General features: G+C 65.0%; 25 protein-coding genes. 14 read left to right on the top strand and 11 right to left on the bottom strand.

Features of this window, described 5'->3' with window-relative positions:
- A partial coding sequence (locus tag AAG612_RS14200) for a hypothetical protein (protein WP_342511232.1) occupies positions 1 to 261 on the top strand: 261 nt, incomplete at its 5' end.
- Positions 262 to 321: 60 nt separating this feature from the next.
- Here AAG612_RS14200 and AAG612_RS14205 read toward each other — a convergent pair.
- The 3 genes from AAG612_RS14205 to AAG612_RS14215 are packed head-to-tail and all read right to left on the bottom strand — an operon-like array spanning position 322 to position 3829.
- The gene (locus AAG612_RS14205) at positions 322 to 2433 is read right to left on the bottom strand and encodes a TonB-dependent receptor (RefSeq protein WP_342511234.1); all 2112 of its coding nucleotides are present in this window, start codon (positions 2431 to 2433) and stop codon (positions 322 to 324) included.
- Positions 2430 to 2675, bottom strand: coding sequence for a hypothetical protein (locus tag AAG612_RS14210; protein WP_342511235.1), 246 nt, complete (start codon positions 2673 to 2675; stop codon positions 2430 to 2432). The genes AAG612_RS14205 and AAG612_RS14210 overlap by 4 nt, the downstream gene beginning before the upstream one ends.
- Positions 2672 to 3829, bottom strand: coding sequence for a PepSY-associated TM helix domain-containing protein (locus tag AAG612_RS14215; RefSeq protein WP_342511237.1), 1158 nt, complete (start codon positions 3827 to 3829; stop codon positions 2672 to 2674). The genes AAG612_RS14210 and AAG612_RS14215 overlap by 4 nt, the downstream gene beginning before the upstream one ends.
- A 129-nt stretch (positions 3830 to 3958) precedes the next feature.
- Here AAG612_RS14215 and AAG612_RS14220 point away from each other — a divergent pair, with 129 nt between their 5' ends.
- On the top strand, positions 3959 to 4924 hold the full coding sequence (locus AAG612_RS14220) for a glutathione S-transferase family protein (RefSeq protein ID WP_342511239.1): 966 nt from the start codon (positions 3959 to 3961) through the stop codon (positions 4922 to 4924).
- Positions 4921 to 5760: a pirin family protein gene (locus AAG612_RS14225; protein ID WP_342511240.1), complete on the top strand. Its 840-nt coding sequence runs from the start codon at positions 4921 to 4923 to the stop codon at positions 5758 to 5760. The genes AAG612_RS14220 and AAG612_RS14225 overlap by 4 nt, the downstream gene beginning before the upstream one ends.
- Here the strand turns inward: AAG612_RS14225 and AAG612_RS14230 are convergent.
- From AAG612_RS14230 to bchE, 7 genes are all read right to left on the bottom strand, one after another.
- Complete coding sequence (locus AAG612_RS14230; RefSeq protein ID WP_342511242.1) at positions 5730 to 6359, bottom strand: nucleotidyltransferase family protein; 630 nt, start codon at positions 6357 to 6359, stop codon at positions 5730 to 5732. The genes AAG612_RS14225 and AAG612_RS14230 overlap by 31 nt on opposite strands.
- Positions 6346 to 7194 carry an XdhC family protein gene (locus tag AAG612_RS14235; RefSeq protein WP_342511244.1) on the bottom strand — a complete coding sequence of 283 codons (849 nt, stop codon included), beginning with the start codon at positions 7192 to 7194 and terminating at the stop codon, positions 6346 to 6348. The genes AAG612_RS14230 and AAG612_RS14235 overlap by 14 nt, the downstream gene beginning before the upstream one ends.
- A gap of 2 nt (positions 7195 to 7196) precedes the next feature.
- A complete protein-coding gene (locus AAG612_RS14240) occupies positions 7197 to 9371 on the bottom strand; it encodes a xanthine dehydrogenase family protein molybdopterin-binding subunit (RefSeq protein ID WP_342511245.1) in 2175 nt (724 codons plus the stop codon).
- 8 nt (positions 9372 to 9379) lie between these two features.
- Positions 9380 to 10366, bottom strand: a complete 987-nt coding sequence (locus AAG612_RS14245) for an FAD binding domain-containing protein (RefSeq protein ID WP_342511248.1) — start codon at positions 10364 to 10366, stop codon at positions 9380 to 9382.
- Positions 10363 to 10899, bottom strand: a complete 537-nt coding sequence (locus AAG612_RS14250) for a 2Fe-2S iron-sulfur cluster-binding protein (protein ID WP_342511250.1) — start codon at positions 10897 to 10899, stop codon at positions 10363 to 10365. The genes AAG612_RS14245 and AAG612_RS14250 overlap by 4 nt, the downstream gene beginning before the upstream one ends.
- Positions 10900 to 11078: 179 nt before the next feature.
- Entirely contained in the window at positions 11079 to 11744 is a 666-nt protein-coding gene (gene bchJ, locus AAG612_RS14255; protein ID WP_342511252.1) for a bacteriochlorophyll 4-vinyl reductase, read from the bottom strand.
- The gene (gene bchE, locus AAG612_RS14260; RefSeq protein WP_342511254.1) at positions 11734 to 13392 is read right to left on the bottom strand and encodes a magnesium-protoporphyrin IX monomethyl ester anaerobic oxidative cyclase; all 1659 of its coding nucleotides are present in this window, start codon (positions 13390 to 13392) and stop codon (positions 11734 to 11736) included. The genes bchJ and bchE overlap by 11 nt, the downstream gene beginning before the upstream one ends.
- Positions 13393 to 13579: 187 nt before the next feature.
- On the opposite strand from bchE, the gene AAG612_RS14265 reads away from it, so the two are divergent.
- The 10 genes from AAG612_RS14265 (at position 13580) to AAG612_RS14310 (ending at position 22652) form a co-directional block, all read left to right on the top strand.
- On the top strand, positions 13580 to 14281 hold the full coding sequence (locus AAG612_RS14265) for a Crp/Fnr family transcriptional regulator (protein ID WP_342511256.1): 702 nt from the start codon (positions 13580 to 13582) through the stop codon (positions 14279 to 14281).
- A 78-nt stretch (positions 14282 to 14359) separates the two neighbouring features.
- Positions 14360 to 16048, top strand: a complete 1689-nt coding sequence (ccoN, locus tag AAG612_RS14270) for a cytochrome-c oxidase, cbb3-type subunit I (protein WP_425341867.1) — start codon at positions 14360 to 14362, stop codon at positions 16046 to 16048.
- A 9-nt stretch (positions 16049 to 16057) separates the two neighbouring features.
- Complete coding sequence (gene ccoO / locus AAG612_RS14275) at positions 16058 to 16804, top strand: cytochrome-c oxidase, cbb3-type subunit II (RefSeq protein WP_342511257.1); 747 nt, start codon at positions 16058 to 16060, stop codon at positions 16802 to 16804.
- Positions 16801 to 16965, top strand: coding sequence for a cbb3-type cytochrome c oxidase subunit 3 (locus tag AAG612_RS14280; RefSeq protein WP_342511259.1), 165 nt, complete (start codon positions 16801 to 16803; stop codon positions 16963 to 16965). Before ccoO ends, AAG612_RS14280 begins: the two co-directional genes overlap by 4 nt.
- The gene (gene ccoP, locus AAG612_RS14285; RefSeq protein ID WP_342511261.1) at positions 16955 to 17866 is read left to right on the top strand and encodes a cytochrome-c oxidase, cbb3-type subunit III; all 912 of its coding nucleotides are present in this window, start codon (positions 16955 to 16957) and stop codon (positions 17864 to 17866) included. The genes AAG612_RS14280 and ccoP overlap by 11 nt, the downstream gene beginning before the upstream one ends.
- Positions 17853 to 19433 carry a cytochrome c oxidase accessory protein CcoG gene (gene ccoG, locus AAG612_RS14290; RefSeq protein ID WP_342511263.1) on the top strand — a complete coding sequence of 527 codons (1581 nt, stop codon included), beginning with the start codon at positions 17853 to 17855 and terminating at the stop codon, positions 19431 to 19433. Before ccoP ends, ccoG begins: the two co-directional genes overlap by 14 nt.
- The gene (locus AAG612_RS14295) at positions 19430 to 19876 is read left to right on the top strand and encodes a FixH family protein (RefSeq protein ID WP_342511265.1); all 447 of its coding nucleotides are present in this window, start codon (positions 19430 to 19432) and stop codon (positions 19874 to 19876) included. Before ccoG ends, AAG612_RS14295 begins: the two co-directional genes overlap by 4 nt.
- Complete coding sequence (locus AAG612_RS14300) at positions 19873 to 21993, top strand: heavy metal translocating P-type ATPase (protein WP_342511267.1); 2121 nt, start codon at positions 19873 to 19875, stop codon at positions 21991 to 21993. The genes AAG612_RS14295 and AAG612_RS14300 overlap by 4 nt, the downstream gene beginning before the upstream one ends.
- Entirely contained in the window at positions 21990 to 22151 is a 162-nt protein-coding gene (ccoS, locus tag AAG612_RS14305) for a cbb3-type cytochrome oxidase assembly protein CcoS (RefSeq protein ID WP_342511269.1), read from the top strand. The genes AAG612_RS14300 and ccoS overlap by 4 nt, the downstream gene beginning before the upstream one ends.
- A 225-nt stretch (positions 22152 to 22376) precedes the next feature.
- Positions 22377 to 22652, top strand: a complete 276-nt coding sequence (locus tag AAG612_RS14310; RefSeq protein ID WP_342511271.1) for a hypothetical protein — start codon at positions 22377 to 22379, stop codon at positions 22650 to 22652.
- A gap of 26 nt (positions 22653 to 22678) precedes the next feature.
- Here the strand turns inward: AAG612_RS14310 and AAG612_RS14315 are convergent, their stop codons facing one another.
- Entirely contained in the window at positions 22679 to 23992 is a 1314-nt protein-coding gene (locus tag AAG612_RS14315; protein WP_342511272.1) for a radical SAM protein, read from the bottom strand.
- 178 nt (positions 23993 to 24170) lie between these two features.
- Here AAG612_RS14315 and AAG612_RS14320 point away from each other — a divergent pair, with 178 nt between their 5' ends.
- Positions 24171 to 24839: an OmpW/AlkL family protein gene (locus AAG612_RS14320; protein WP_342511274.1), complete on the top strand. Its 669-nt coding sequence runs from the start codon at positions 24171 to 24173 to the stop codon at positions 24837 to 24839.
- Position 24840 lies beyond the last annotated feature (1 nt).

The raw sequence follows: 24840 nt of genomic DNA on the forward strand, positions 1-24840 counted from the left end.
GCGGCGGGTATCCGCTATCACGGGGACTACGAACGCTTCGCCCGCCGATCGCTCGAAACCCGCTCGCAATTGCTGGAGCTGGAACGCAAGATTGATGTGCTGATCGCCCGCTCCGACCTATGCGGCAACGGGGCATGTTCGGCCGCTCCGCCGCTTTATGAAGAGCTGCTGGAGATCACGCAGGAAACCGCCAATTTGCTGAGCGAAGACCTGCGCGACTGGCGTTTTTCCTACGCCGTGCGCCCGGTGCCCACCCTCTGACTTTCCGCGCGAGGTCCGTCGGGGCGGCGCACGGACCACGCGCCGCCGCCCCGCCCAGGCTTAGAAGTCGGCTGAGATCGAGGCGCGAACCGTGCGCGGGCGGCCCTGCAGCAGCGCATTCGAGAAGGTATCGAAGGCCGACGCCCAATAGCGCTCGTTCGCCACATTCTCGACCGCGACCCGCAGGGTGACGGGGACGTCGCCAGCCGCGAAGACATAGCGCGCGCCAAGGTCGAACACGGTCCAGCTGTCGATCTCGAGCGTGTTGGCCGCATCGACGAACTGCTCGCCGGTGTGGACCACGTGGCCGGTCAGCGTGATGCCGGGCACGAAGGGCAGGTCCCATTCGACATCGGCATTGGCGGCGAATTCGGGCACGCCGGGCACGCTCGCGCCGCCCTGCAGATCGGCGTCGGTATAGGCCACGCCCGAGATCAGGCGCAGGCCGGGCGTCACTTCGCCGTTCAGCGTGAACTCGATGCCCTGATGTCGCTGATCGCCCAGATAGCCGAACTCACCCGACGGCAGCACGCCCTCGCCCGGCCGCTCGATCCGATAGGCGGCGAGCGTCGCGAACAGGCCGCCGAAGCCGACCTTGCCGCCGACTTCGTATTGCGTGGACTTACGCGGGGCGAGCGATGTGCCCGGGTTGCTCACCAGCGCCGGGTCGAGCGGCGCGGTAGGCCCCTGCTGCAACGCCTCGATCCGGTTGGCGTAGAGCGACAGGCCGCTCACCGGCTTCACTACCAAACCGACGACGGGGGTGACCGCGTTCTCGTCGTAGCGGGTGTCCAGCGAGCCGCCGAAATAGCTATAGCTCTCCTGCCGGATCGCCTGGAGGCGCAAGCCCCCGGTCAGCATCACGCGATCGTCAAAGAAGCCGAAGGTGTCGGACGCAAAGGCGCTCATCAGGCGGCGCTTGGCGATCGGGTACGGATCGTCGAGATCGCCGCCTGCAAAGGCGGTCGGCTGCGGCGAGACCTGCACCGGATCGTAGAGATTGGTGGGGAAGGCGGAGTAGAAATCATAGGCGGTGCGATCTTCCTGCCAGATCATGTTGCCGCCGAAATTGATCTCCTGCGTGATCGTGCTGCCCAGCAGCACGCGCAGGCCCGCTTCTACCGCCTGATTGCTCGCCTTGAACGGGATGTAGGAGTGGAAGCCGCTGGTGCCGTCGCCAGTCGCGGCGTCGGTCACGGTGATCCCGCCATAGACGCCTTCCTCGTCGCCCTCGCGCGCGCCTGCCTTGGCGTAGATCATGGCATTGGGCGCGAGATCGTATTCGAGGCTCAGCGTGCCGAACAGCTCGTCGAGCTCGGTATAGGTATAGTCCTGCGCGTAGTTGGCGTCGGCTTCGGGCACCGCAGGGATCGCGGTGCTGGAGATCGTGACCTTGGGCCGCAGATTGTCGACCCGGATGCCCTGATAGGCAAGGTCCAGTGCGGCGCGCAGGTTGCCGCCGTCATAGTCGAAGCTCGCGCCGATCACCTGTGTGCGGCGGTCCTCGCCATCGATGGCGGTCTCGCCATCGCGGTAGGCACCGTTCACGCGCACGCCGAACTGGTCTGCATCACCGAAGCGGCGGGCGACATCGACACTGCCGCCGAAGCGCGAGGCTTCGCGGAAACCGGCGGTGACGCGTGTAAGGTCGCTCTCTGCCCGCTTGAGGCGCAGGTTCACGCTGCCGCCGATGCCCGAGCCGCCCGGCGCCGCACCGTTGAGAAACGCGCTCGCGCCGCCCAGCACCTCGACCCCACCGAGCAGTTCGGGTGCGACCAGCTGGCGCGGGGTGATGCCGTAGAGGCCGTTGGTGGCAATATCGTCGCCGAACAAGGCGAAACCGCGGCTGACGAACAGCTCTGCCGCATTGCCGAAGGCGTAAGAGGAACGGATCGTCGGATCGTTCTCCAGCACCTCGCCCAGCGAGAGCGGCTGCTGGTTGAGAATCAGGCTTTCGTCGTAGGTGCGCACCGCGAAGGGCAGGTCTTCGGCGGGCTTGTCGCCCAACACGCCTGCGCTGCCCGCATTCTCCACCGCGCTGGCATTCACCCGCTGGGCGGTGACGACGATATTTTCGCCCGTCTCGGCTTCGGTCTGCGCATCTTGCGCGATGGCAGGCGCAGCGAGTGCGGTCGCGATGACGAAGGCAGGCAAGTGGTAACGCAGGATCATGGGGTAGGCTTTCCTGTTGGGTTTTCGCGTGAAAGGTGTCCGGGCTTGCGGGCCCGCAGAATGGCTATGGCAATCGCGACGATGGTCGATCCAAGCAGGAGCCACGCGATCACGTCGCGCGCGCCATCGCCGGTCAGGCCGATGACGAGGCCGACGAGGCTCAGCATTCCGATGAGCAGCGGCCAGGCGAAGATTGCTCCGATGCTGCGGGTGCGACGACCGGACGGGCGTTGTGCGCTCATGCGGGCACCCTCCGCTCCCCGCCACGGTCGATCTCGACGATGCGGCGGTCGATCGCGCCGGGGCGCCGCTTGAACCACAGCAGGATGCCGGTCCACAGCACCCAGATCGTCGCGAGCGTCAGCAGCGCCCATACGATCTTGAGCGGCAGGCCCGCATAATCGCCGAAATGCAGCGGCTTGGACATCATCAGCGCCTGGTTGAGCGCGGGCATGGTCGCGACGTCGGTCAGCGTGGCGTCGCGCGCATCGACCAGCGCGGGCGTGAGCAGATATTGCGTCACCGGCCGGTCGCCCTGGAAGAATATCGCGTAATGGTGGGCGGAGGACCACGCGCCGCCCGGAAAGCCGATAAACTGCGGATTTCGGCCCGGCAGGCCTTCGCGCGCCGACGCCATCGCCGCATCGAGCGATCCGTAGTCCGCTGGATCGAGCGGGGCAGCGCCTTCGTAGGCGCCCGTCATCTGCGCCACCTGCGTGTTGCGCCAGCTATCGGTCAGCGGATCGGCGAAGGCGTTGATCGCGCCGGTCAGGCCGATCACCAGCGCCCAGGCGAGCGTCACGATGCCGAGCAGGTTGTGCTGGTCGAGCCGCGCCACGCGCCTCGATTTCTCCAGCCGCAGCGTCCCGAAGCCGAGCTTGCGCATGAAGGGCGCGTAGAGGACGGCGCCCGAGATCAGCGCAACGACGAAGCTCAGCCCCATCACGCCGAGGAACAGCATGCCGGGCAGGCCCAGCATCAGGTCGGTATGCAATTCGAGGATCACGTCCATCACCCCGCCCGAGGGTGCGGGGCCGAGCGAAGCGCCGGTGGCCCGGTCGAAAAACAGCAGGGTCATCTTGTCGCCCGGCGCATCGGCGCTCGGCCCGGTGGTGACCGTCAGCAGCGGACTTTCCTGGCTGAAAGCCATGAACAGCGGCACTTCGCCGGGGCGTTCGGCCAGCGCCTTGTCGAGCATCGTGTCGAGCGGAAGGCCGCCTTCCGAGGAGGGAGCACCGGACAGCGTGCTGTCGTAATCGTGAGAGAAGGCCGCATCGATCTCGTCATGAAAGATGAGCGGCAGCCCGGTGACGCACAGCAGCAGTAGGAACGCCGTGGGGATCAGGCTGCTCCACTTGTGAACCACATACCAGAATCGGATTGCGCCGCGCGACATCCGGGCCGTCTAGTAACGGCAACGTGTAATTGCAACGCATTCTCATGAGCAAATCGGGGGCGCTGAAACCATCCCCCTTCGCCCTGGTTCACCCTGTAAGACACACCCTCCGAAGGAGCTTTGCACATCATGGGTTTTCTCAAGAACGGCACCTGGCACGACGAATGGGCGCATAACGACGAGGATACCGGCGAGTTCGAGCGCGACGAGAGCGCCTTTCGCAACTGGATCACGCCCGACGGATCGCCCGGCCCCACCGGCGATGGCGGGTTCGCGGCGGAGCCCGGCCGCTACCGCCTCTACATCAGCCTCGCCTGCCCCTGGGCGCACCGCGCCAATGTCGCACGGCACTTGAAAGGGCTCACCGACGCGATCGAGCTGAACGTGGTCCACTGGCTGATGAAGGATGGCGGCTGGTCGTTCCGCGAAGGCGAATGCGTGACCGGCGATCCCGCGATCGGCGCAGATCATCTCCACCAGCTCTATACGCATGCGAAGTCCGACTATTCGGGCCATGTGACCGTGCCCGTGCTGTGGGACACCAAGACCGAGACCATCGTGAACAACGAGAGCGCGGACATCCTCCGAATGCTGGGCACCGCGTTCGACGGATGCGGTGCCAACGACCTCGCCCTTTACCCCGAGGGGCTGCGGGACGAGATCGACGATCTGAACGAGCGGGTCTACGATGCCGTCAACAACGGCGTCTACAAGGCAGGCTTCGCGACGACGCAGGATGCCTATGACAGGGCGGTCGGGCCGCTGTTCGAAACGCTCGACGATCTGGAAGCGCGGCTGGAAGGGCATGACTGGCTGGTGGGCGACCGGCTGACCGAAGCCGATATCCGCCTGTGGACCACGCTGATCCGCTTCGATCCGGTCTATTACACCCACTTCAAATGCAATCTCCGCCGGATCGCCGACTACCCCAACCTCGCGGCCCTGACGCGGCGGCTCTACGCGCTCGACGGGGTGGCGGACACCGTCAACTTCCGCCATATCAAGCACCATTATTACGAAAGCCACGAGCGGATAAATCCGCACGGGATCGTGCCGACCGGTCCCGAACCACTGATCCCGGGAACCGGCGAATGACCAAGCGAAAAATCACTTCGCTGCATCAGGCGATGCGCGACGACATTCAGGATCTGGTGACCCGTCGCCCGGTGCCGGGCCATGGCCTGGATCAGGTCGACCCGTTCCTGTTCCTCAACCATCACGGGCCACAGACCTATTCGGCGAACAATAACGGGCTGCCCTTCGGCCCGCATCCGCATCGCGGGTTCGAGACGGTCACCTTTATCCTCGACGGAAGCCTTGCGCATCACGACAGCGGATCGGGCGAGAGCGTGGTCGAGGCAGGCGGCGTGCAGTGGATGACCGCGGGCAGCGGGCTCGTCCATGCCGAGCTGTCTCCCGAAGCGTTCAAGCAAACCGGCGGCCCGCTTGAGATCCTGCAGCTGTGGGTCAACCTCCCTGCCCGGCTCAAGATGACCGAGCCGAACTATATACCGGTCACCGCATCGCAGATTGCCGAGAGCGAAATTTCGGCTGGCGTCGTGATGCGAGCCGTGTCGGGTACGCAGGATGCGCCCATCGCATCGCTGACTGGCGTGACGCTAGCCACGGTCGAGATGGACGCGGGCAGCCACGCGGTGCTCGACGCTCCGGTGGGGCGTTCGGTGCTTTTCTACACGGTCCGCGGCGCTTGCCGTATCGGCGAGACCACTGTGCCAGAGCATAATCTCGCGAAGCTCGAAGACGGCGACAGCATCGAGGTTTCGAGCGAAGATGGCTGCCTGATCCTGTTCGGCCACGCCGATCCCATCGGAGAGCCGACGGTCGCGCACGGCCCCTTCGTGATGAACAGCGAAGCGGAGATCGTCGAAGCGATCCGCGACTATCGGGCGGGCAAGTTCGGCGGCCTCTGATCGAGGTAAAGAGCAGGCTCGCGGCGCAGCATTTGCTCCGCCTTTGTGAGGTCGGCGTCGCTATCGACATCGAAGGTCGCAGAGGCACCACCGGGCGACGTCCTGGTCGTGCCGCCCAGTGACGCACAAAGCGCCGCCGCGCCCCGGTCGCCGCGCAATTCGAGAAGATCGGGGAAGGCATCCGCCGGAAACGCAGCCGGGCATCCGGGACGCCCCTCGGGAAAGCGCGTGAAGAGGGTGCCTTCGCCGCCCGCAAGCGCTGCGAGGTGGTTCGGATCGATGAAGGGCATGTCGGCCAGCGCGATGACGACCCGCGCATGGCCCGCTGCGGCAAGGACGCCCGCGCGGATCGAACTGGCAATCCCCTCTTCAGCCGATGGATTTTCGACCAGTTGCCAGCCGGGTCGCCCGGGATGAGGATCGTCCCCGCCCTTCACCACCAGGTATCGGCTGACAAAGCCAGCCGCTTCCAGTCTGCCCGCCGCCCATTCACATAGTGGCCGCCCGCCAAGCGGTGCGTAAAGCTTGCCTCCGCCAAACCTTCGCGCGCTGCCTGCAGCGAGCAGGATGCACGCGACCGATGGGTCAATCGCGGTCATGCAGCGAGTCGTACAGGCCGACGATTTCCGCCATGGCGGATAGCGCGAGTGCGTGGGGCGTCTTGCAGCCGGGCACCGCACCTATCGGACTTCTGAGCCGCGCAATCTCGGATTCATCGATGCCCCGGCGCATCAGTTCCGCCACGCGCGCCAGCCGCGCATTCTCGCCGCCCTGCGCGCCGATGTAAAACGCATCGCCCGACAACGCCTCTTCGATCAGCGGCACCTCCCACTCGTGGTCGTGGAACAGCAGCAGAACCGCAGTCCACGCATCGACCGGCGGCAGCTTGCTGGAATTGCCCAGCGAGAGCGCGCTCTTCGGCACGATTTGCGAGTCGACACCCGCCGCCTCGGCGATCCGCTCCACTGCGTCGATCTCGGGCCCCTCGCCGAAAACGCGAAGGCGTAGCGACGGGAGATAACGGCGTCGGCGCAGTGGCGAAGGGGCCGGGAGGTCGAGATACGTTAGGTGCCGTGCAGCAAGCTCTTTGATGGCCCTTCGAACTCCAGCCCGGTCGGGCGTCGGATCTAGGAGCACATCGATCCCGCCGCCGCATGGCAGGCGGAAATCGATTCTCGAGGAGCCCCGGCCATAGCGCACTACTCGCGGCGCGTCGCATTGCGCCAGATCGCTCGCCAGTTGACGTTCGAGGCAGCCGTCCGAAAGCGATCCGACCGTTCGGCCCGTGGGCAGCACCGCCATCTGCGCGCCGAGGCGGCGGGAAAATCCGCCCTCGATGCCGACGATCGTGCACAGGCCGACGCCATCCGAACGCGCAGCGCTCAGCGCCTCGTGATCCACGCAAGGATCGCAGAGCGTTTCGGCAACGGTCACGCTCAATCGGGCATTGCGGCGATCACGCGGTCGGGCGTCATCGGAAACTCGAAAATCCGCGCGCCGCACGCATCGTAGATCGCATTGGCGATCGCGCCCGCACCGCCGCACATGCCCAGCTCGCCGATGCCCTTGGCCTGGATCGGACTGGCCGCGCCATCGCGTTCCTCGACCATCAGCACGTCGAGTTCAGGAACGTCGCGGTTCACCGGCACGTGGTATTCCGCAAGGTCGCAATTGGCGAGATGGCCGTCGACGGGATCGAACAGCATCGACTCGGTCAACGCTGCGCCGATACTCCAGGTCATGCCTCCCAGGCATTGCGAGCGCGCGGTTGTGGGGTTGAGCACCCGCCCGAAGCCGAACGCGCCGAGCATGCGCTGCACGCGGGTTTCGCCGGTAAAGCGATTGACCCTGACCGTCGCGAAGAAGGCACCATATCCGGCGGCGGTATAATCCTCGGATACGTCGCCCGGTTCGTAGTGGCCTTCCTCGACCAGATCGCTGCCATCGAGCAAGTCGACCAGCGTCGCACCGCTTGCAACCTTGCCGTCTTTCAGTTCGAGTTCGCCTTCGGCCACTCCGGCACGCTCGGCCAGAGTCTCGCGGATCGCGTTGCACGCGACGTAGGCCGCCGAGCCGATCGAGGATGCGCCCCAGCTGCCGCCGGAACCCGGCCCGCGCGGATGGCGGGTGTCACCCAGTTCTACGAGCACCTTCTCAGTCGGCAGGCCCAGCATCTCGCCCACCATCTGCGCGAGGATGGTGTAGGTGCCGGTGCCGATGTCGGTCATGTCGGTCTGGACGAGCGCGGTGCCATCGGCCTTCAGCGTCACGCGCGCCTTCGCTTCGCCGACATTGTGGACGCGCGCAGCACTCGCCATGCCGCTGCCGACCCACCATTCGCCGTCGCGCGTATGGCGCGGCGAACGCGCGCCGCTTTCCCAACCGAAAGCCCCGGCGCCCTGCTTCAGGCACTCGGCAAGCTTGTGGGAAGAAAATGGCAGTCCCTCGGCGGGATGCTTGTCGGGAATGTTGCGCAGCCGCAGTTCGACGGGGTCGATGGCCAGCTTTTCGGCCAGCACATCCATCGCGCATTCGAGCGCGGGCATGCCCACTGCCTCGCCCGGAGCGCGGACCGAGCCGGCGGTCATCCGATGGATGCGCGCCACCTCGAGGCTCAGCTCGCGGTTTTCGCCCGCGTAGAGAAACTCGCTCGATTGCAGCACGGGCTCGGCGAAGCTTTCGCCCGGCAGGTTGGAGACGCGCGCCGCGTGACCGAAGCCGGTCAGCCTGCCATCCTCGCCCGCGGCAAGCCGGAAGCGCTGGCGCGTTTCGGAGCGGCGCATAATGCACTGGAGCACCTGCTGGCGGCTCATTACCACGCGGACCGGGCGGCCGAGCTCCATCGCGGCGACGCTGGCAGCCACAGTCTCTTCACTAATGCCGAGCTTCGATCCGAACCCGCCGCCGACATAGCGCGCAATCAGCCGCACCTTGTCTTCCTCCAGCCCCAGCGAATCCGCCAGTTCGGCGATGTTGTAGTTCAGCATCTGCAGCGAGGCGTACACCGTCAGCGTGTCCCCGTCCCACTGCGCGATAGCCGCATGCGGCTCCATCGCGGCGGAGGAATGACCTTCGGTGCGGTAGGTCACGTCGATCGAGGCCGCAGCCTCCTTCATCGCATGGGCCAGATCGCCCTGGGAGGTCGCTCCGTCCTGCGCTTCCGCCTCGACCGCTTCGGGATCGAAGGGGACATTTTCGTCTGCGCGATAGGTGACGCCAAGATGCTTGGCCGCGTCGCGCGCCTGTTCGAAGGTTTCGGCAACGACCGTCGCAATAGGCTGACCGAAATAGCCGACTTCGCGGGCGGGCTGCGCGGGCGCTTCGCCGGCAGTGCCCTGCGCGGGGCGGGCGGTGAGCGAGGGGTGGTCGATCACGGCCACGACGCCGGGCATCGACATCACGGAATCGCGGTCGATCGCCGTCACCTCACCCTTGGCAATCGTCGCGGTGACGATCACGCCTTCGAGGCAGTCATCCACCTTGTATTCGGCAGCATAAGGCGCGGTCCCGGTGACCTTGAGCAGGCCTTCGATCCGGTGCGTCGGCGCGCCGAGCACGCCCTGCTTCATATCGTCGAGACGGTTGTCGTTGACCGGCTCGTCCTGCTTCATATGCGCGCTCACAATTCCACCCCCGTCGCTTCGGCGAGCACGGCCGCGAGAGTACGGCGAGCCAGCGGTATCTTGAAATCGTTTTCGCCATAGCCGCGCGCATCGCGCAGCAGCACGTTGGCGGCCTCGTCGAAAAGCTCGGCACTTGGCCGATGGCCAACCAGCACCTCGCCTACCTGCGGATCATGCCACGGCTTGTGGGCGAGCCCGCCGAACGCGAGGTCCGCGCGGGCGATCTCGTCGCCCTCCATCGCGACAATCGCCGCGACCGAGCACAGGGCGAAGGCGTAGGACGAACGTTCGCGCACCTTGCGATAGATCTGCGTTCCCGCGACCGGTTTCGGCAGGGTCACGCCGGTAATTAGCTCGCCCGTTTCCAGCACATTATCTTTCCACGGCGTATCGCCGGGCAGGCGATGGAAATCGCGCACGGGAACGCTCCGGCTGCCGCCATCGCCCGTCGCGATCTCGACCTGCGCGTCGAGCGCGCTGAGCGCGACGGCCATGTCGCCGGGGTAGGTCGCGACGCACTGGTTGCTGGTGCCGAGCACGGCGTGCAGCCGCGCAACACCCTCAATCGCGCCGCAGCCCGAACCCGGCTCGCGCTTGTTGCAGGGCTGGTCGATATTGGTGAAGTAATAGCAGCGCGTGCGCTGGCACAGATTGCCGCCGGTCGTCGCGCGGTTGCGCAGCTGCTGGGTGGCCCCGGCCAGGATCGCGCGGGCGAGCACCGGGTAATCGGCGCGCACGCGCGGATGCACGGCGGTCTCGGTATTGGTGGCGAGCGCGCCGATCCGCAGACCGCCCTGCTCGGTATCTTCAATCTCACGATGCCCGATGCGGCCGATGTCGACCAACTCGTCCGGCGTTTCGACCTGCAGCTTCATCAGGTCGAGCAGGTTGGTCCCGCCCGCAATCGCCTGGGCCTTGTCTTGCGCGGCAAGCTGGCTTGCGTGATCGCGGTTATCCGCGCGGCTATATTCGAAGGGCCTCATGCCGCATCTCCCTTCGCCTGTTCGCGGATCGCATCGACGATGTTCGCATAGGCGCCGCAGCGGCAGATATTGCCGCTCATGCGTTCGCGGATTTCGTCCGCGCTTGCCTCGATCGGGCCGTCGATGTTCTCGCTCGCGTCGCTCGGCCACCCGGCGGCGATTTCCTCGAGCATCGCGGTGGCGGAGCAGATCTGGCCCGGGGTGCAATAGCCGCATTGATACGCATCGTGGTCGACGAAGGCCTGCTGCATCGCGGAGGGCTTTTCCGCCGTGCCGAGCCCTTCGATGGTCGTCACCTCGTCGCCATCGTGCATCACCGCCAGCGTGAGGCAGCTGTTGATCCGCACGCCGTTGACCAGAACCGTGCAGGCCCCGCACTGGCCGTGGTCGCAGCCCTTCTTGGTCCCGGTCAGCCCGACCTGATGGCGCAACATGTCGAGCAGGCTGACCCGCGGGTCCGCGGGAACCGGGTGCTGCGACCCGTTGATGCCGATCGTGGCCTGCGCGCCTTCGCTGTTGCTCGCTTGCGCCATCCTATCGTGCCCCTCCGGCCAATGCCGTGAGGCCAGCGCAGCAATCGAGCACAATTTTCACAAGGGGCGGAGTCGGAGGATTGGCCATCGGCATGCCTTTCGCGCTGGGAATACCAGCACTACGGACCACCGAGCGCCCTGTTCCGCATTCCACCATTTGTCGGGAATGCGCAGCCGGATTAGCGAGGTTCCGCCCGCCTATGTAAGTCCTGCGGCGCACCGCGTCGGACAATACCGAAGCGGAAGATCGAGGGGTTCGCCGAACCAGTGCTCAGGCGCGAACATTGGCAACCCGGATCGACCAGCCGCTGATAAAGGCGCGCAAAGACCGCAGCGTACCAGATCGAGAGTGTCTCGGGCGGTCGGACCAGATCGTCGACCGCGCTGCGATCTATCGTGAACGCCCATGGCCCATGAGGGGTAAAGCGGCCCGCCCCCGCGAATGTCCAGGCATGGCGCCCGATCGCCCGTATCAGAATCAGCGCCGCGAGCTGTGCGGGCAAGTGCCGCAAGAGCCACACCGCCAGCGCTGGCATGCGGTTCGCGATGATGTAGTCCGCCGTCCTTCGAGCCGCTTCCTCCGCCACATCGAAGCATGCGACCGGGTCCCACATCGCCATCCAGCGATGCAGCCGCAACGCCTCGATTTCCGGAATCATGCACTCCCCGCTTGGCAGGGTCTCGATCCGCGCATGAGCGAGGACGGTCTGGCAGGCGAGCGCCCCGAAGCTCTCCTGCAGAACTTCGGCTGCATGGATCACCGCATGCGGACCGATCAGCGCAGGTGCGTTCTCATCCGCTAACGCTGCCGTATCCTGCGTGCCAAGGGCGCGCTCAGGATACAACGATCCGGTCCGGCTGCCGCTCCGCCGCGCGGGCTTCGCCCCGCTCCTTCATCTGCTTGCGCACTGCCTCGCGCCGGACTTTCGCCTGCGCGGCGCGGTCGGCGTTGGTCTGCCAGTCGGTCGCCGCATCGGCTGCAACGTTGCGGCTTGCATCGAAGTGCCAGTCGACCTGCTTTGCAGTCTGCGGCCCCCAGTAACCCGCCTTGCCGAGATCGTAGAAAGTCCGCCGGAATCCCGCGCGCAGAAAGGCGTAAAGGCAGCCGAGGAGGTAGCGCCGCCGGAAGCCCGTGCCACGCCATGGATAATGGAGCAGCGCCTTTTGCATGTAGAACCGGCGGTAGTTCTTCATCACGCCGTTGAGCAGTTCGCCCCGCTCCATCGCGGCGGGCTTCATGATCGGGGTGACGAAATTGTACTTGCTGAAATCGTGGATCTCGACCTGATCCCTGATCTCCTCGAACAGCGGGGTGAACGGCCACGGCGTGTACATCGCCCAGTTGGCGAGGTCGGGCTGCCAGTCCCATGCCATCTTGTAGGACTCTTCGAGCGTTTCGGGCGTTTCGTTGTCGAGCCCCACGATGAACTGCGCCTCGACGAAGATGTCTGCCTCGCGCAGCAGGCGGATCGCCTGCTTGTTCTCCTCGACCTTGGTTTCCTTGTTGAACCGGTCGAGCTTCATCTGCGCGGCGGCCTCGGTGCCGAGGCTGACGTGGACAAGCCCCGCGCGCCGGTAGAAAGACAGCAATTCGCGGTCGCGATAGATGTCGGTCACGCGGGTGTTGATGCCCCACTTGACCTTGTCCGGCAGGCCCCGGTCGATCAGTTCCTGGCAGAACTCGATGAATTTCTTGCGATTGATCGTCGGCTCCTCGTCCGCGAGGATGAAGAAGCCGACGCCGTGTTCGGTGTGCAGCTGCTCGATCTCGTCGACGACGTCCTTCGGATCGCGCACGCGATAATCGCGCCAGAACTTCCACTGCGAGCAGAACGAGCAGGTGAAGGGGCAGCCTCGGGCAAGATTGGGTATCGCTACCTTGGTGTCCAGCGGCAGATAGATGTACCGATCCCAGTCGAGGATCGTCCAGTCGGGCTTGAGGGTCGACATGTCCTTGATCGTGTCGGCGGCGGGCGTGGCGACGATCGAGTCGCCGTCGCGGTAGGCGAGCCCGCGGATCGCGGCGCGATCGGCAGGCCAGCGCCCTTCGTCGATCGCGGTGAACAGATCGACCGCGATGTCTTCCCCCTCGCCGCGAACGATCACGTCGATATGCGGCGCTTCGGCGAGCACCTGCTTGTACATGAAGGTCGCATGCACGCCGCCCAGCACGCGCACCGCATCAGGCACCGCAAGCGCGGCGATTTCGAGAACGCGCTCGGCCGCGTAGATCGACGGTGTGATCGCGGTGGTCCCCACGACATCGGGCTGCAACTCTTCCATCCGGCGCTGCAATTCATCGTCGGCGACGTCTTCGGTCATTGCATCGATGAAGTGAATGTCGGTGAAGCCCGCCCGCCTCAAAGGACCGGAGAGATAGGCGACCCATGCAGGCGGCCACGTTCCGGCGATTTCCGCACCGCCAGAGCGATAATTGGGGTGTACGAACAGGATCCTCACCGACGCCTCCGATTGCTCTTGTTGCAGTTGCATCGACCCGGATTCGGACCTTAAAGGCACTCCCGCCAGCCGCTTTGATCTGGATCAAACATCGCGAAAGAAGTTTGCCGGGGGCGGCGATTGCGGGGCTTTTCACGAAACCTGCGGCGTTTGATCTGCATCAATGCGTGACCGCTGCGCCGCGCTCTAGTGCGGGGTCCTGTCAAAGAGGACCTTAGCCATGACGGCTTTCAGCGAATTATTCGGCGAATTCGACCGCCGTGTCCTGCCGAACCACATGACGGACGCGGATATCCTGCGGCTCCGGCACGAGGCTTTCGCGCTCGATCTGGGTGCGCAGGACCATGCCGGTTTCGACAATGACGAGGATCACTTCGTCTATGTGGCGAAGGGCGCCGCGAAGCTGGTTGCCTATCTTTCAGCCTCGCGCGAACAGATCGTCGCCTTCGGCTTTCCGGGCGAAATCATCCATGTGCCGGGCGGAGGGCAGCGTAACTTTTCGCTGATCGCGCTCGAGCCAAGCGAGTTGCTGGTGATCCCGGCGAACAGCCTGCTCGCGGCGTCGGGCCAGGATTGCGCCCTGCTGCGGCTGGCGATCGAGCAGACCATGCTTGCGCTGGGCCGCAGCCGGAAAAACGCCATCATGCTCGGCACCCGTTCCGCGCGCGAGCGGCTGGCGGGCTTCCTGCTCGACATGTTCGAGCGCGGGAGCCGCCCCGACGATCCGCCCGAGACGATCCACCTGCCGATGTCGCGCAACGAGATCGCCGACTCCCTCGGCCTGACGATAGAAACGGTGAGCCGCCAGTTCAGCGAGATGCGCAACCTCGGCCTGATCGAGACGAGCGGTCGCTCTCTCGTGACGATCCTCGACTGGGAAGGGCTGGCCCATGCAGCAGGGCAAATGCCTGTCGCAGCCTAAATTTTTCAAAATTTGATCTCGATCAATGCGTTCAAATCCGGGCAGCCTTAACCGGCTGCCAAACGGAAGGGGCAATCCATGAAAATCGAAGCAGCGCTGGGGAGAGTCGGACTATGGTTTGTCCTGCTCCTCCTGTCTCTGGCCGTGTTCGTAAACGCCAAGGACACGGGCTTTGCAGCACAGGCGGCCATCATCGGGGTCATCGCATTCGTGATGATCTGGGTCACCGCGGGGCGGTTCGACCCCGTGGGCGGTGGCCGCACGTTCTTCAAAATGCCGGACACGCCAACGAAATATGATGACGAGATCGTCCGCTGGGGTGCCATCGCGACGATGTTCTGGGGCGTGGTCGGCCTGCTCGCGGGCGTCTTCATCGCCTCGCAGATGGCCTTCCCCTGGCTGAACGTCGAACCCTACCTCAATTTCGGGCGTCTGCGCCCGCTGCACACCTCGGCGGTGATCTTCGCGTTCGGCGGCAATGCGCTGCTGGCGACGAGCTTCTACGTTGTGCAGCGCACCTGCCGCGCGCAGCTGGCACTGCCCAGCCTCGCCCGGTTCGTCTTCTGGGGCTACCAGCTGTTCATCGTGCTCGCGGCGACCGGCTATGTCCTCGGCGTCACGCAGTCCAAGGAATATGCCGAGCCGGAATGGTACGTCGACCTGTGGCTGACGATCGTCTGGGTGGCCTATCTGGCGGTGTTCGTCGCCACGCTGCTCAAGCGTAACGAGCCGCACATTTACGTCGCCAACTGGTTCTACCTCGCCTTCATCGTGACCGTCGCGATGCTGCACGTGGTCAACAACCTGGCGGTGCCGGTCAGCTTCCTCGGCTCGCGCAGCTACAGCGCCTTTTCCGGGGTGCAGGATGCGCTGACCCAGTGGTGGTACGGCCACAACGCGGTCGGTTTCTTCCTGACCGCGGGCTTCCTGGCCATGATGTACTACTTCGTGCCCAAGCAGGCAGAGCGACCGATCTACTCCTATCGGCTGTCGATCATCCACTTCTGGTCGCTGATCTTCCTCTACATCTGGGCGGGTCCGCACCACCTGCACTACACCGCGCTGCCCGACTGGGCGCAGACGCTGGGCATGGTCTTCTCGATCATGCTGTGGATGCCGAGCTGGGGCGGGATGATCAACGGCCTGATGACCCTGAACGGGGCATGGGACAAGGTCCGCACCGATCCGATCATCCGCATGATGGTGATGGCCCTCGCCTTCTACGGCATGAGCACCTTCGAAGGGCCGATGCTGTCGATCAAGGCGGTCAACTCGCTGAGCCACTATACCGACTGGACCATCGGCCACGTCCATTCCGGCGCGCTGGGCTGGAACGGGATGATCACCTTCGCCTGCCTGTACTACCTGTTCCCGCGGCTCTGGCACCGTGACCGGATGTACAGCCTGCGGATGATCAACTGGCACTTCTGGCTCGCGACGCTGGGGATCGTTTTCTACGCCGGCAGCATGTGGGTCGCGGGTATCACCCAGGGTCTGATGTGGCGGGAATACGGAGCCGACGGCTACCTGGTGAACAGCTTCGCCGACACCGTCGCCGCGCTCCACCCGATGTACATCATGCGGATGACGGGGGGCCTGCTGTACCTCTCCGGTGCACTCATCATGACCTACAACGTCTGGATGACGCTGGCCGGAAAGCTGCGCGACGAAGCGCCCCTGACCAACGCCAGCTACGATCCCGCAAAAGACAAGCCGATCGTCGGTTCGCGGCCCGAGGCCCGTCCCGACAGCGTGCCGGCCGAATAGGAACCTGCGATGAGCCTGACCGAAAAACACAAGAAGCTTGAACGGAACATCACGCTGCTCGCGGTCGCCACCTTCGTGACCGTCGCAATCGGCGGCGCAGTGGAGATCGCCCCGCTGTTCTGGATCGACAACACGATCGAGGAGGTCGAGGGGATGCGCCCCTACAGCCCTCTCGAACAGGCGGGCCGCGACATCTACATCCGCGAGGGCTGCTATTCGTGCCATAGCCAGATGATCCGCCCGTTCCGCGACGAGGTGGAGCGCTACGGCCACTACAGCCTCGCCGCAGAGAGCATGTACGACCACCCCTTCCAGTGGGGATCGAAGCGGACCGGGCCCGACCTGGCACGTGTCGGCGGGCGCTATTCGGACGAATGGCATGTCCAGCACCTCGAGAACCCGCGCAGCGTGGTGCCCGAAAGCATCATGCCCAAATACGGGTTCCTGGCAGAGCGCGACCTGAAGATCGCCGATGCGCGGGCAATGCTCCGCACGCTCCAGATGGTAGGCGTGCCCTACACCGAACGCGATCTCGAACTGGCCGAGCAAGACCTGTTCGCGCAAGCCGACCCCGATATCGCGCCGGAGGATCTCGCGCAGCGCTATCCCAAGGCACAGATCCGCGATTTCGACGGCAACCCCGATCGCGTGACCGAGATGGATGCACTGATCGCTTACCTTCAGATGCTGGGCACACTCGTCGATTTCGAAAGCGGTGCCCCGCTCGAGGAGCTGGCCGAGGAGAAGGGCCGATGACCTTTTACGAAGAACTCCGGCATTTCGCGGACAGCTTCGGCCTGCTGGCCATGTTGCTGATCTATCTCGCGTTCTGCCTGTGGCCCTTCAGGCCCAACGGCAAGCGCCGCGTGAACGAAGCAGCCCACTCTATTTTCAAGGACGAGGCCGATGGCGAATAAGCGCATCGACGAGGCAACCAACACCGAAACCGTCGGCCACGAATGGGACGGTATCGAAGAGCTGAACACCCCCCTGCCCCGCTGGTGGCTGTGGACGTTCTATCTCACCATCATCTTCGCCATCGTCTACGTCATCCTCTACCCCGCATGGCCGATGGTCGAGAAAGCGACCGACGGCGTGCTCGGCTGGTCGAGCCGGGGCGAACTGGCGGAGGAAATGCGCGTCGTCGACCAGGCTCAGGCCGGTTTCCGCGAGCAGCTGGCAAGAACCCCGATCGAACGGGTTCCCGACGATAGCGAGCTGATGGCGCGGGCCGTCGCAGGCGGCCGGGCCGCTTTCCAGGTCAATTGCAGCCAGTGCCACGGCTCGGGCGGCGCGGGCGATCAGAAGCTCGGCTATCCGAACCTCAACGACGACGCCTGGCTGTGGGGCGGCGATCTGCGGGCGATCGAATATACGATCACGCACGGGGTCCGCTGGCCCGAAGACGATGAGACCCGGTTCAGCCAGATGCCCCCGTTCGCGGGTGCGCTGAGCGATGCCCAGCTCGACGCGGTCGTCGACCATGTCCTGTCGCTGAGCGGCAAGGCGCAGCCCAGCAGCGCAGGCGCACAGGTGTTCGCGGATAATTGCGCGGCCTGTCACGGGCCGCAGGCCAAGGGCGGACGCGACGTGGGCGCACCGAACCTGAGCGATGCGATCTGGCTGCGCGGCGGCGACCGTGCGGATCTCAAGCGTCAGATCCTCAACCCTCGCATGGGCGCGATGCCCGCGTGGGGCGAGCGCCTCGACCCGGTGACGATCAAGATGCTTGCCGCTTATGTTCACTCGCTCGGGGGAGGCGAAGACTTCGTAGAGGTCGCAGACAATCCCGAGGTAGAGGTCGATGAACAACCCTGACCCCGACAACGAAGGGCGCGACTGGTCAATCATGCTGGAAGACGGGGTCGCCAAGACCAATGATCCCGTCTCCAGCGCGGTAGCCCAGCCGGGCGCAACGACGCGGCGGCACGAACCCAAGGAGCCGCCGCGTACCGAACTGCCGGAGAAGCTCTACGAGAAGCGCAAGGCGGTCCATAACAAGCGGATCGACGGGCCCTTCCGCCGGTTCAAATGGTTCGTGATGTTCGTCACCCTGGCGATCTATTACCTCACGCCGTGGATCCGCTGGGATCGCGGGCCCTTCGCGCCCGATCAGGCGGTGCTGGTCGATCTTGCCAATCGCCGTTTCTACATGTTCGGAATCGAGATCTGGCCGCACGAATTCTACTTCGTCGCCGGTCTGCTCATCATGGCGGGGATCGGCCTCTTCCTCGTCACCAGCGCGGTCGGTCGGGCGTGGTGCGGCTATGCCTGCCCACAGACGGTGTGGACCGATCTGTTCCAGCACGTCGACCGCTTCGTCGACGGCGACCGCAATGCACGCGCGCGGCTCGACAAGGCACCCTGGGGGCCGAAGAAGATCGCCCGGCGCGGCTTCAAGTGGTCGATCTACCTCGTCATTAGTCTGGCGACGGGCGGCGCGTGGATCCTCTATTTCGCCGACGCACCGACGCTGTTCACGGACTTCTTCACGCTGCAGGCGCCGGCTGTCGCCTACATCACCGTCGGCATCCTGACGCTGACCACCTTCACGCTCGGCGGTTTCATGCGCGAGCAGGTATGCATCTACATGTGCCCCTGGCCGCGCATCCAGACCGCGATGCTCGACGAAAAATCGCTGATCGTCACCTACAAGGACTGGCGCGGCGAACCGCGCGGCAGCCTGAAGAAGGCGAAGAAAGACCCCGAGCATTACGGCGACTGCATCGATTGCAACCAGTGCGTCGCCGTATGCCCCACCGGGATCGACATTCGCGAGGGCCCGCAGATCGGCTGCATTACCTGCGCGCTGTGCATCGATGCCTGCGACCGGGTGATGAAAGACATCGGGCGTCCGCGCGGGCTGATCGACTACGCCACGCTGGAAGGGTGCCGCGAGGAAGCGCAGGGGCAGGAGCCCAAGCCTGCCTGGAAGGCCCTGCTGCACCCGCGCACCTTCGTCTATTTCGGCGTCTGGGGCGGCATTGGCGCAGGACTGCTCTTCGCACTCGGCACGCGCACGCATACCGATCTGACGGTCGCGCCCGATCGCAACCCGCCCTTCATGCTGCTGAGCGACGGCTCGGTCCGCAATTCCTACACGCTCAAGCTGCGCAACATGGAAAGCCGCCCGCGCGAGATGGAGGTCGTCATCGAAGGCCTGCCCGGGGCACGGATGTGGACCGACACGATCAACGCCCGCGAAGCGGCACCCAGCCTCACTTTCAACGTGCCGGCCGATCAGATTCGCACCGTGCGCGCCTATGTGATGGCGCCGAGCGATACGACCTCGCGCGAATTCAGTTTCCGGCTGACCTCGCTCGACGAGCAGCAGGAAACCGACATCGTCGAAACCCGCTTCGACGCACCGGCAGGAGGATCATGATGCGCACGTTTACCGGCAAGCATATGGCGGCAACCCTGATCGGCGGCTTCGGCATCGTCATCGCCGTGAACTTCTACATGGCCTCGCTCGCCACCGGCGGTTTCGGCGGCGTGGTGGTCGAAAACTCCTATGTCGCCAGCCAGAAATACAATGAGTGGCTGGAAGAGGCGCGGCAGCAGGAGGCGACCGGCTGGGAAGCATCGGTGTCGCGGCGCGACGATGGGCTGGTGGAGGTGACCACCATGGGCACACCCGAGGATATCTCGGTCAGTGCAATCGCGCGGCGCCCCCTCGGGAAACGCGAGGTCCGCGACCTCACCTTCGCAAAAGGCTGGAACGGCGACTTCGTTTCGCAAGAGCCGCTCGACGCAGATCGCTGGACGCTCCGCGTGAAGCTTGAACATGGCGGCCAGAAACGCATCGTCGAGGCCAGCATCCCGTGAATGCGCACGCGTCTTTGTCTCCTGGCGATAGCCAGCCGCTCGGCCACACGACCCTGGCCGTGCCGGGGATGCGCTGCTCGGGCTGCATCGCCAAGGTGGAACAGGGGCTGAGCGCGGTCGAGGGAATCGAAACCGCGCGAGTCAATCTTTCCGCAAAGCGCGTCGTCATCAGCCACGACCCGAAGCTCGACGACCTCGATCTGATCGATTCGCTACAGCGTCTGGGCTTCGAGGCTCAAGCAGTGGCGGCAATGCCGGTTCAGGAAGTGACGCGGGATCGCGAACTGCTCAAGGCTCTCGCCGTCGCAGGCTTCGGCATGATGAACATCATGCTGCTGTCGGTTGGCGTCTGGGCCGGTGCCGATGGGGCCACGCGCGAACTCTTTCACTGGCTCTCCGCGCTGATCGCGCTGCCGGTGATCGTCTATGCGGGGCGGCCATTCTTCGGCTCTGCGCTCAAGGCGCTGCGGCACAGGCAGACCAATATGGACGTGCCGATTTCGATCGGCGTGCTCCTGGCCACCGGGCTCAGCCTCTACGAAACCGCGATCGGTGGCGATCACGCCTATTTCGACGGCGCGACCATGCTGCTCTTCTTCCTGCTGGCGGGCCGCGCCCTCGATGCGGAAATGCGCAGCCGGACCCGCGCAGGCGTTGGCGCGCTCCTCAACAGGATCGGGCGCAATGCGAGCGTACTGCACGCCGATGGTTCGACCGAACGGGTTGCTGCAGACCTGCTCGCCCCCGGCATGGTGATGCTGGTTGCCGCCGGAGAGTCCCTCGCCGCCGACGGGACCATCGAACATGGCGAGAGTGCGCTCGATAATTCGATGCTGACCGGGGAGAGCACGCCCGCACCCGCAGGTGTCGGCGAACAGGTGCATGCCGGCGCGATCAACATGCTCGCGCCGTTGCGGGTGCGGATTACCGCCGCCGCGCAGGATACCGCGCTCGCCGAGATCGCGCGCCTGATGGAAGAGGCGGGCCAGTCGCGCAGCCGCTACGTACGGATCGCGGACCGGGCCTCGCGCCTCTACGCGCCCGCGGTCCACACGCTCGCCGCACTGGCCTTCGTCGGCTGGATGATCGCGGGCGCGGGCTGGCATCAGTCGCTGGTGATCGCCATCGCCGTGCTCATCATCACCTGCCCGTGCGCAATGGGCCTCGCAGTGCCCGCAGCACAGGTCGTCGCCTCGGGCGCCCTCATCAAACGCGGCCTCCTGGTGAAGGACGGCAGCGCGCTGGAACGACTGGCCGAAGTCGATATCGCGGTGTTCGACAAGACGGGCACGCTGACCCTCGGCGAACCGCAGGCGGAACTGGCCTCGGTGCCGACGCGCGCGCTGCCCATAGCCCTCGCGCTGGCGCAGGCGAGCCGCCATCCGCTGAGCCGCAGTATCGCGCAAGCGCTTGCCTCGCAGGGCATGGCCCCGACCGAACTCGACGGCGTGCGCGAGGTTGCAGGCGACGGTGTCTTTGCCACTTACGAAGGCGATGCGGTCGCTTTGCGCCGCCCGCGAACGGACGACGGGCATATGGCTGTCGAACTCGTCATCGCCGATGAAGCCTGGCCGATCCGTTTCGACGACCGGCTGCGGGCCGATGCCGCGCAGGCCATCGATCGCTTGCGCAGCCTCGGGATTGAAAGCCGCATCCTCTCGGGCGACCGGAACGCGCCGCTGGCGAAGGTTGCGGAAGAACTCGGGCTCGAAAGCCTCGGCAATGTCTCGCCGCAGGAAAAGCTCGCCCAGCTCGACCGATTGAAGGCGGACGGGTTCAAGCCGCTGATGGTGGGTGACGGCCTCAACGACGGGCCTGCGCTTGCCGCAGCCCATGCCTCGATCGCCCCCGGCACCGCAAGCGATGCCAGCCAGCAGGTCGCCGACGCGGTCTTTATCGGGGAGCGGCTGATGCCGGTCGCGCATGCGGTGATGGTCGCGCGGCGCACCATGCGCGTCGTCCGCCAGAACTTCGGCTTTGCGATTGCCTACAACCTCTGCGCAGTACCCCTTGCGCTATCGGGTATGGTCACGCCGCTGATCGCGGCCATCGCCATGTCCCTGAGCTCGCTCGTCGTGATCGGCAATTCTCTGCGCCTTGCAAAGGCACCCGAATGAACGCGCTGTTCGTCCTTATCCCCATCGCCCTGGGCCTCGGCGCGGCAGGACTGGCTGCGTTCTTCTGGTCGATGCGCAACGGCCAGTACGACGATATGGAAGGTGCCGCCGTCCGCATCCTGATCGACGACGACGAGGCAGGCCCCGATGAACGGTGAACTGGCCGCGCTGGTGGCGCTCCTCCCGATGATCACCGGCCCCCTTCCTGCGGGCGATGAAAGCATCACCGCGCGATTGTGCGGGGGAGGGTCAATCACCATCCCGCTGGAGCGCGACGGAGAACCGCCAAGACGCGATCACTGCTCCAAAGCGTGTCACGCCGGAAATTGCCGGAAGCGCTCTGCCGAATCCGGCGTTCTAGAGATCGATTGAGGAGAAATTTCATGCCGCTCTGGCTCTTGCCCGCTCTTATGGGAGCTCTCGCCGTAATCAGTCTGATCGCGGGTATCTGGCTGTTGCTTCACCTGCCCGATGTGGCTCGGATTTTTTCGAGCAAAGGCCCCGGCGGGATCGTTCGATCCTCGGCCAGGAAATCTGCCTCCCGCGGTGCCGTGTGGCTTGCGCTGATCCTGTTCAACGGCGGATGGATCGCGTGCGTGCTGCTGTGGATCTTCGTGATGAGCGGTGACGCGAATTCCGCTGTCGACGCGGCAGCCTAGCCAGACCTGTCACGCATCGACCCTGCCTACACAGCAGAACTGAACTGGCGCGGCGAGACCGTGCGATAGGCATCGAACAGCGATGCGATCGTGCGTGCGTAGGGCAACCCGTCGGGCTCGATGCGCAGCCACTCCCGGTCGATGCTCGCGAGGCCCCGATCGACGAAGGGGGCGAGCCTGGGTGCAACCTCCGAGAGCATTCGTGCACCGACGCGGCTGCGCCCCTCGCACAGCAATCGCTCGATAATGGCGCCGCGATAGCGGTCGTCCGCCGTGCGGTGGATCCCGCGGTTGGCGGTCAGATGGCCTTCGCCGGCCTGCATCCGGTAGCGGCCCGAGTTCTTTTCGTTCTGCGCGATCAGGCCCGGGAAGCTACTGATGGCGGACGCACCCAGACCGATCAGCACATCGCTGGGATCGTCGGTAAAGCCCTGGAAATTGCGTTTCAGACCACCGCTCGTCACCGCCGCAGCCAACGGATCGCCACCGGCCCGCGCGAAATGGTCGAACCCCACCGGCAGATAGCCGTGGGTGAGGAAGTATCCGAAACCGGTCGCGGCCATTTCGAAGCGGGCATCGCGACCCGGCAAGTCGCTCGCGTCGATCATCCGCTGGCGCGGCACCACGTGCGGCACATGCGCATACCCGAACAGCGCGACGCGATCCGCGCCCAGCACGCGGGTGCGGTGCATGCTGTCTTCGAGATCGGCGAGCGACTGACCAGGCAGGCCGTACATGAGATCGAAATTGAGCGAGGTCACACCCGCTTCGCGCAGCCAGTCGACCGTCTGCACGATCTGATCCTCGGGCTGAACGCGTCCGATCGTTTGCTGGCAATGCGTCGCAAAGGTCTGCACGCCGAGGCTGGCGCGCTCCACCCCGACGGCGCCGAGGACCTGCGCCCAGTCCTTGGTCATCGTGCGCGGATCGAGCTCGATCGAGAAGATCGGGTCGTCCATCTCGAAATGGATCGTCAGCGCATCGACCAGCCGCAGGAACTCGACCGGGGCGATGGCATTCGGGCTGCCCCCGCCGAACGCGACCCGGCCCACCCGGGTGCCGCGCGGCAACAGCGCGGCGACCGTTTCGATTTCGCGGTGAAGCGCACGCAGATAGCTTTCGAGCCGCTGGCGCTTGTTCGCCTTGCCGGTATTGCAGCCGCAATAATAGCAAATCTGCTCGCAGAACGGGATGTGGAGATAGAGCGAAACATCGCTCTGCGTCCGCTCCAGCTCGGTGCGATAATGACAGGCGGGCAGAAGATCGAAGTCCGCTGCGGTCGGATAGCTGGTATAACGCGGAACGGGCGTCTCCAGCAGCTCTGGATAATAAGGCCACATGGCGGGACAGCCTAGTCATCCTGGCCCCTCCGTCTTTGCGCTGGATCAAATTTACCCGAACAGGCATGCCATTTTTCATTCTTGATCTGAGTCAATGCAGCCGCGCGACCGCTAAGCCATCTCTGCCCTCGCCGCCCAGACGGGGTGGCTGAAATGGAATGCGAGAAGGATCGAAGAGATGAAGCGTCTGTTTGCCGCAATGCTTGTTGGAACCGCCATGCTGGCCACGCCTGCCGCGGCTCAGGAAGAACAGGGCAACATCCAGGTGAAGCTGCTGGGCACCGTCGTGATGCCTGACGGAGCGATCACGTCCGTCAACGTCGATACGGTCGGCCTGCCGGCTGACACCCAGACCGAAGCCAACGACAATTTCGTGCCGACCCTGGCGGTCGAGTACTTCGTGTCGGACAATTTCTCGCTCGAGACGATCTGCTGCATGACGCAGCACGATGTCGACGCAGTATCGGGCCTGCCGGGTGCCGAACTCGTTTCGAATGCGAAGCTGATCCCTGCAACGGTGACTGCCAAGGGTCACTTCGACCTCGGCCCGGTGAAGCCTTATGTCGGCGCGGGCGTGACCTACTTTCTGTGGGTCGATGTCGATCCAGGCGAGGCCACGCTGCCGCTGGGCGTGACCGAAACCGACCTGTCGGACGAATTCGGCGTGGTGCTGCAGGCGGGCGTGGATGTGCCGCTGAGCGACAATGGCTTTGGCCTGACGCTCGATGCGAAGAAGTACTTCGTCGGCACGACCGCCAGCTGGTATGCGGGCGACACGCTGGCGATCGAGACCGAGCATGATCTCGACCCCTGGGTGCTCAGCGCAGGCGTCAGCTACCGCTTCTAGC

The sequence above is a fragment of the Citromicrobium bathyomarinum genome (assembly GCF_038594605.1).
In the GTDB taxonomy this organism is placed as follows: Bacteria; Pseudomonadota; Alphaproteobacteria; order Sphingomonadales; family Sphingomonadaceae; genus Alteriqipengyuania; species Alteriqipengyuania bathyomarina_B.

Bases quoted from the DNA above. Each gene is read 5' to 3' on its own strand.
- AAG612_RS14310 (WP_342511271.1), top strand. From the start codon at position 22,377: ATGCCGCTCTGGCTCTTGCCCGCTCTTATGGGAGCTCTCGCCGTAATC.
- AAG612_RS14205 (WP_342511234.1), bottom strand. From the start codon at position 2,433: ATGATCCTGCGTTACCACTTGCCTGCCTTCGTCATCGCGACCGCACTC.
- AAG612_RS14315 (WP_342511272.1), bottom strand. From the start codon at position 23,992: ATGTGGCCTTATTATCCAGAGCTGCTGGAGACGCCCGTTCCGCGTTAT.
- AAG612_RS14245 (WP_342511248.1), bottom strand. From the start codon at position 10,366: ATGAGGCCCTTCGAATATAGCCGCGCGGATAACCGCGATCACGCAAGC.
- ccoG (WP_342511263.1), top strand. From the start codon at position 17,853: ATGAACAACCCTGACCCCGACAACGAAGGGCGCGACTGGTCAATCATG.
- AAG612_RS14295 (WP_342511265.1), top strand. From the start codon at position 19,430: ATGATGCGCACGTTTACCGGCAAGCATATGGCGGCAACCCTGATCGGC.
- AAG612_RS14210 (WP_342511235.1), bottom strand. From the start codon at position 2,675: ATGAGCGCACAACGCCCGTCCGGTCGTCGCACCCGCAGCATCGGAGCA.
- AAG612_RS14265 (WP_342511256.1), top strand. From the start codon at position 13,580: ATGACGGCTTTCAGCGAATTATTCGGCGAATTCGACCGCCGTGTCCTG.
- AAG612_RS14220 (WP_342511239.1), top strand. From the start codon at position 3,959: ATGGGTTTTCTCAAGAACGGCACCTGGCACGACGAATGGGCGCATAAC.
- AAG612_RS14250 (WP_342511250.1), bottom strand. From the start codon at position 10,899: ATGGCGCAAGCGAGCAACAGCGAAGGCGCGCAGGCCACGATCGGCATC.
- ccoP (WP_342511261.1), top strand. From the start codon at position 16,955: ATGGCGAATAAGCGCATCGACGAGGCAACCAACACCGAAACCGTCGGC.
- AAG612_RS14215 (WP_342511237.1), bottom strand. From the start codon at position 3,829: ATGTCGCGCGGCGCAATCCGATTCTGGTATGTGGTTCACAAGTGGAGC.
- ccoO (WP_342511257.1), top strand. From the start codon at position 16,058: ATGAGCCTGACCGAAAAACACAAGAAGCTTGAACGGAACATCACGCTG.
- AAG612_RS14320 (WP_342511274.1), top strand. From the start codon at position 24,171: ATGAAGCGTCTGTTTGCCGCAATGCTTGTTGGAACCGCCATGCTGGCC.
- AAG612_RS14230 (WP_342511242.1), bottom strand. From the start codon at position 6,359: ATGACCGCGATTGACCCATCGGTCGCGTGCATCCTGCTCGCTGCAGGC.
- ccoS (WP_342511269.1), top strand. From the start codon at position 21,990: ATGAACGCGCTGTTCGTCCTTATCCCCATCGCCCTGGGCCTCGGCGCG.
- bchE (WP_342511254.1), bottom strand. From the start codon at position 13,392: ATGCAACTGCAACAAGAGCAATCGGAGGCGTCGGTGAGGATCCTGTTC.
- AAG612_RS14225 (WP_342511240.1), top strand. From the start codon at position 4,921: ATGACCAAGCGAAAAATCACTTCGCTGCATCAGGCGATGCGCGACGAC.
- AAG612_RS14280 (WP_342511259.1), top strand. From the start codon at position 16,801: ATGACCTTTTACGAAGAACTCCGGCATTTCGCGGACAGCTTCGGCCTG.
- ccoN (WP_425341867.1), top strand. From the start codon at position 14,360: ATGAAAATCGAAGCAGCGCTGGGGAGAGTCGGACTATGGTTTGTCCTG.
- AAG612_RS14240 (WP_342511245.1), bottom strand. From the start codon at position 9,371: ATGAAGCAGGACGAGCCGGTCAACGACAACCGTCTCGACGATATGAAG.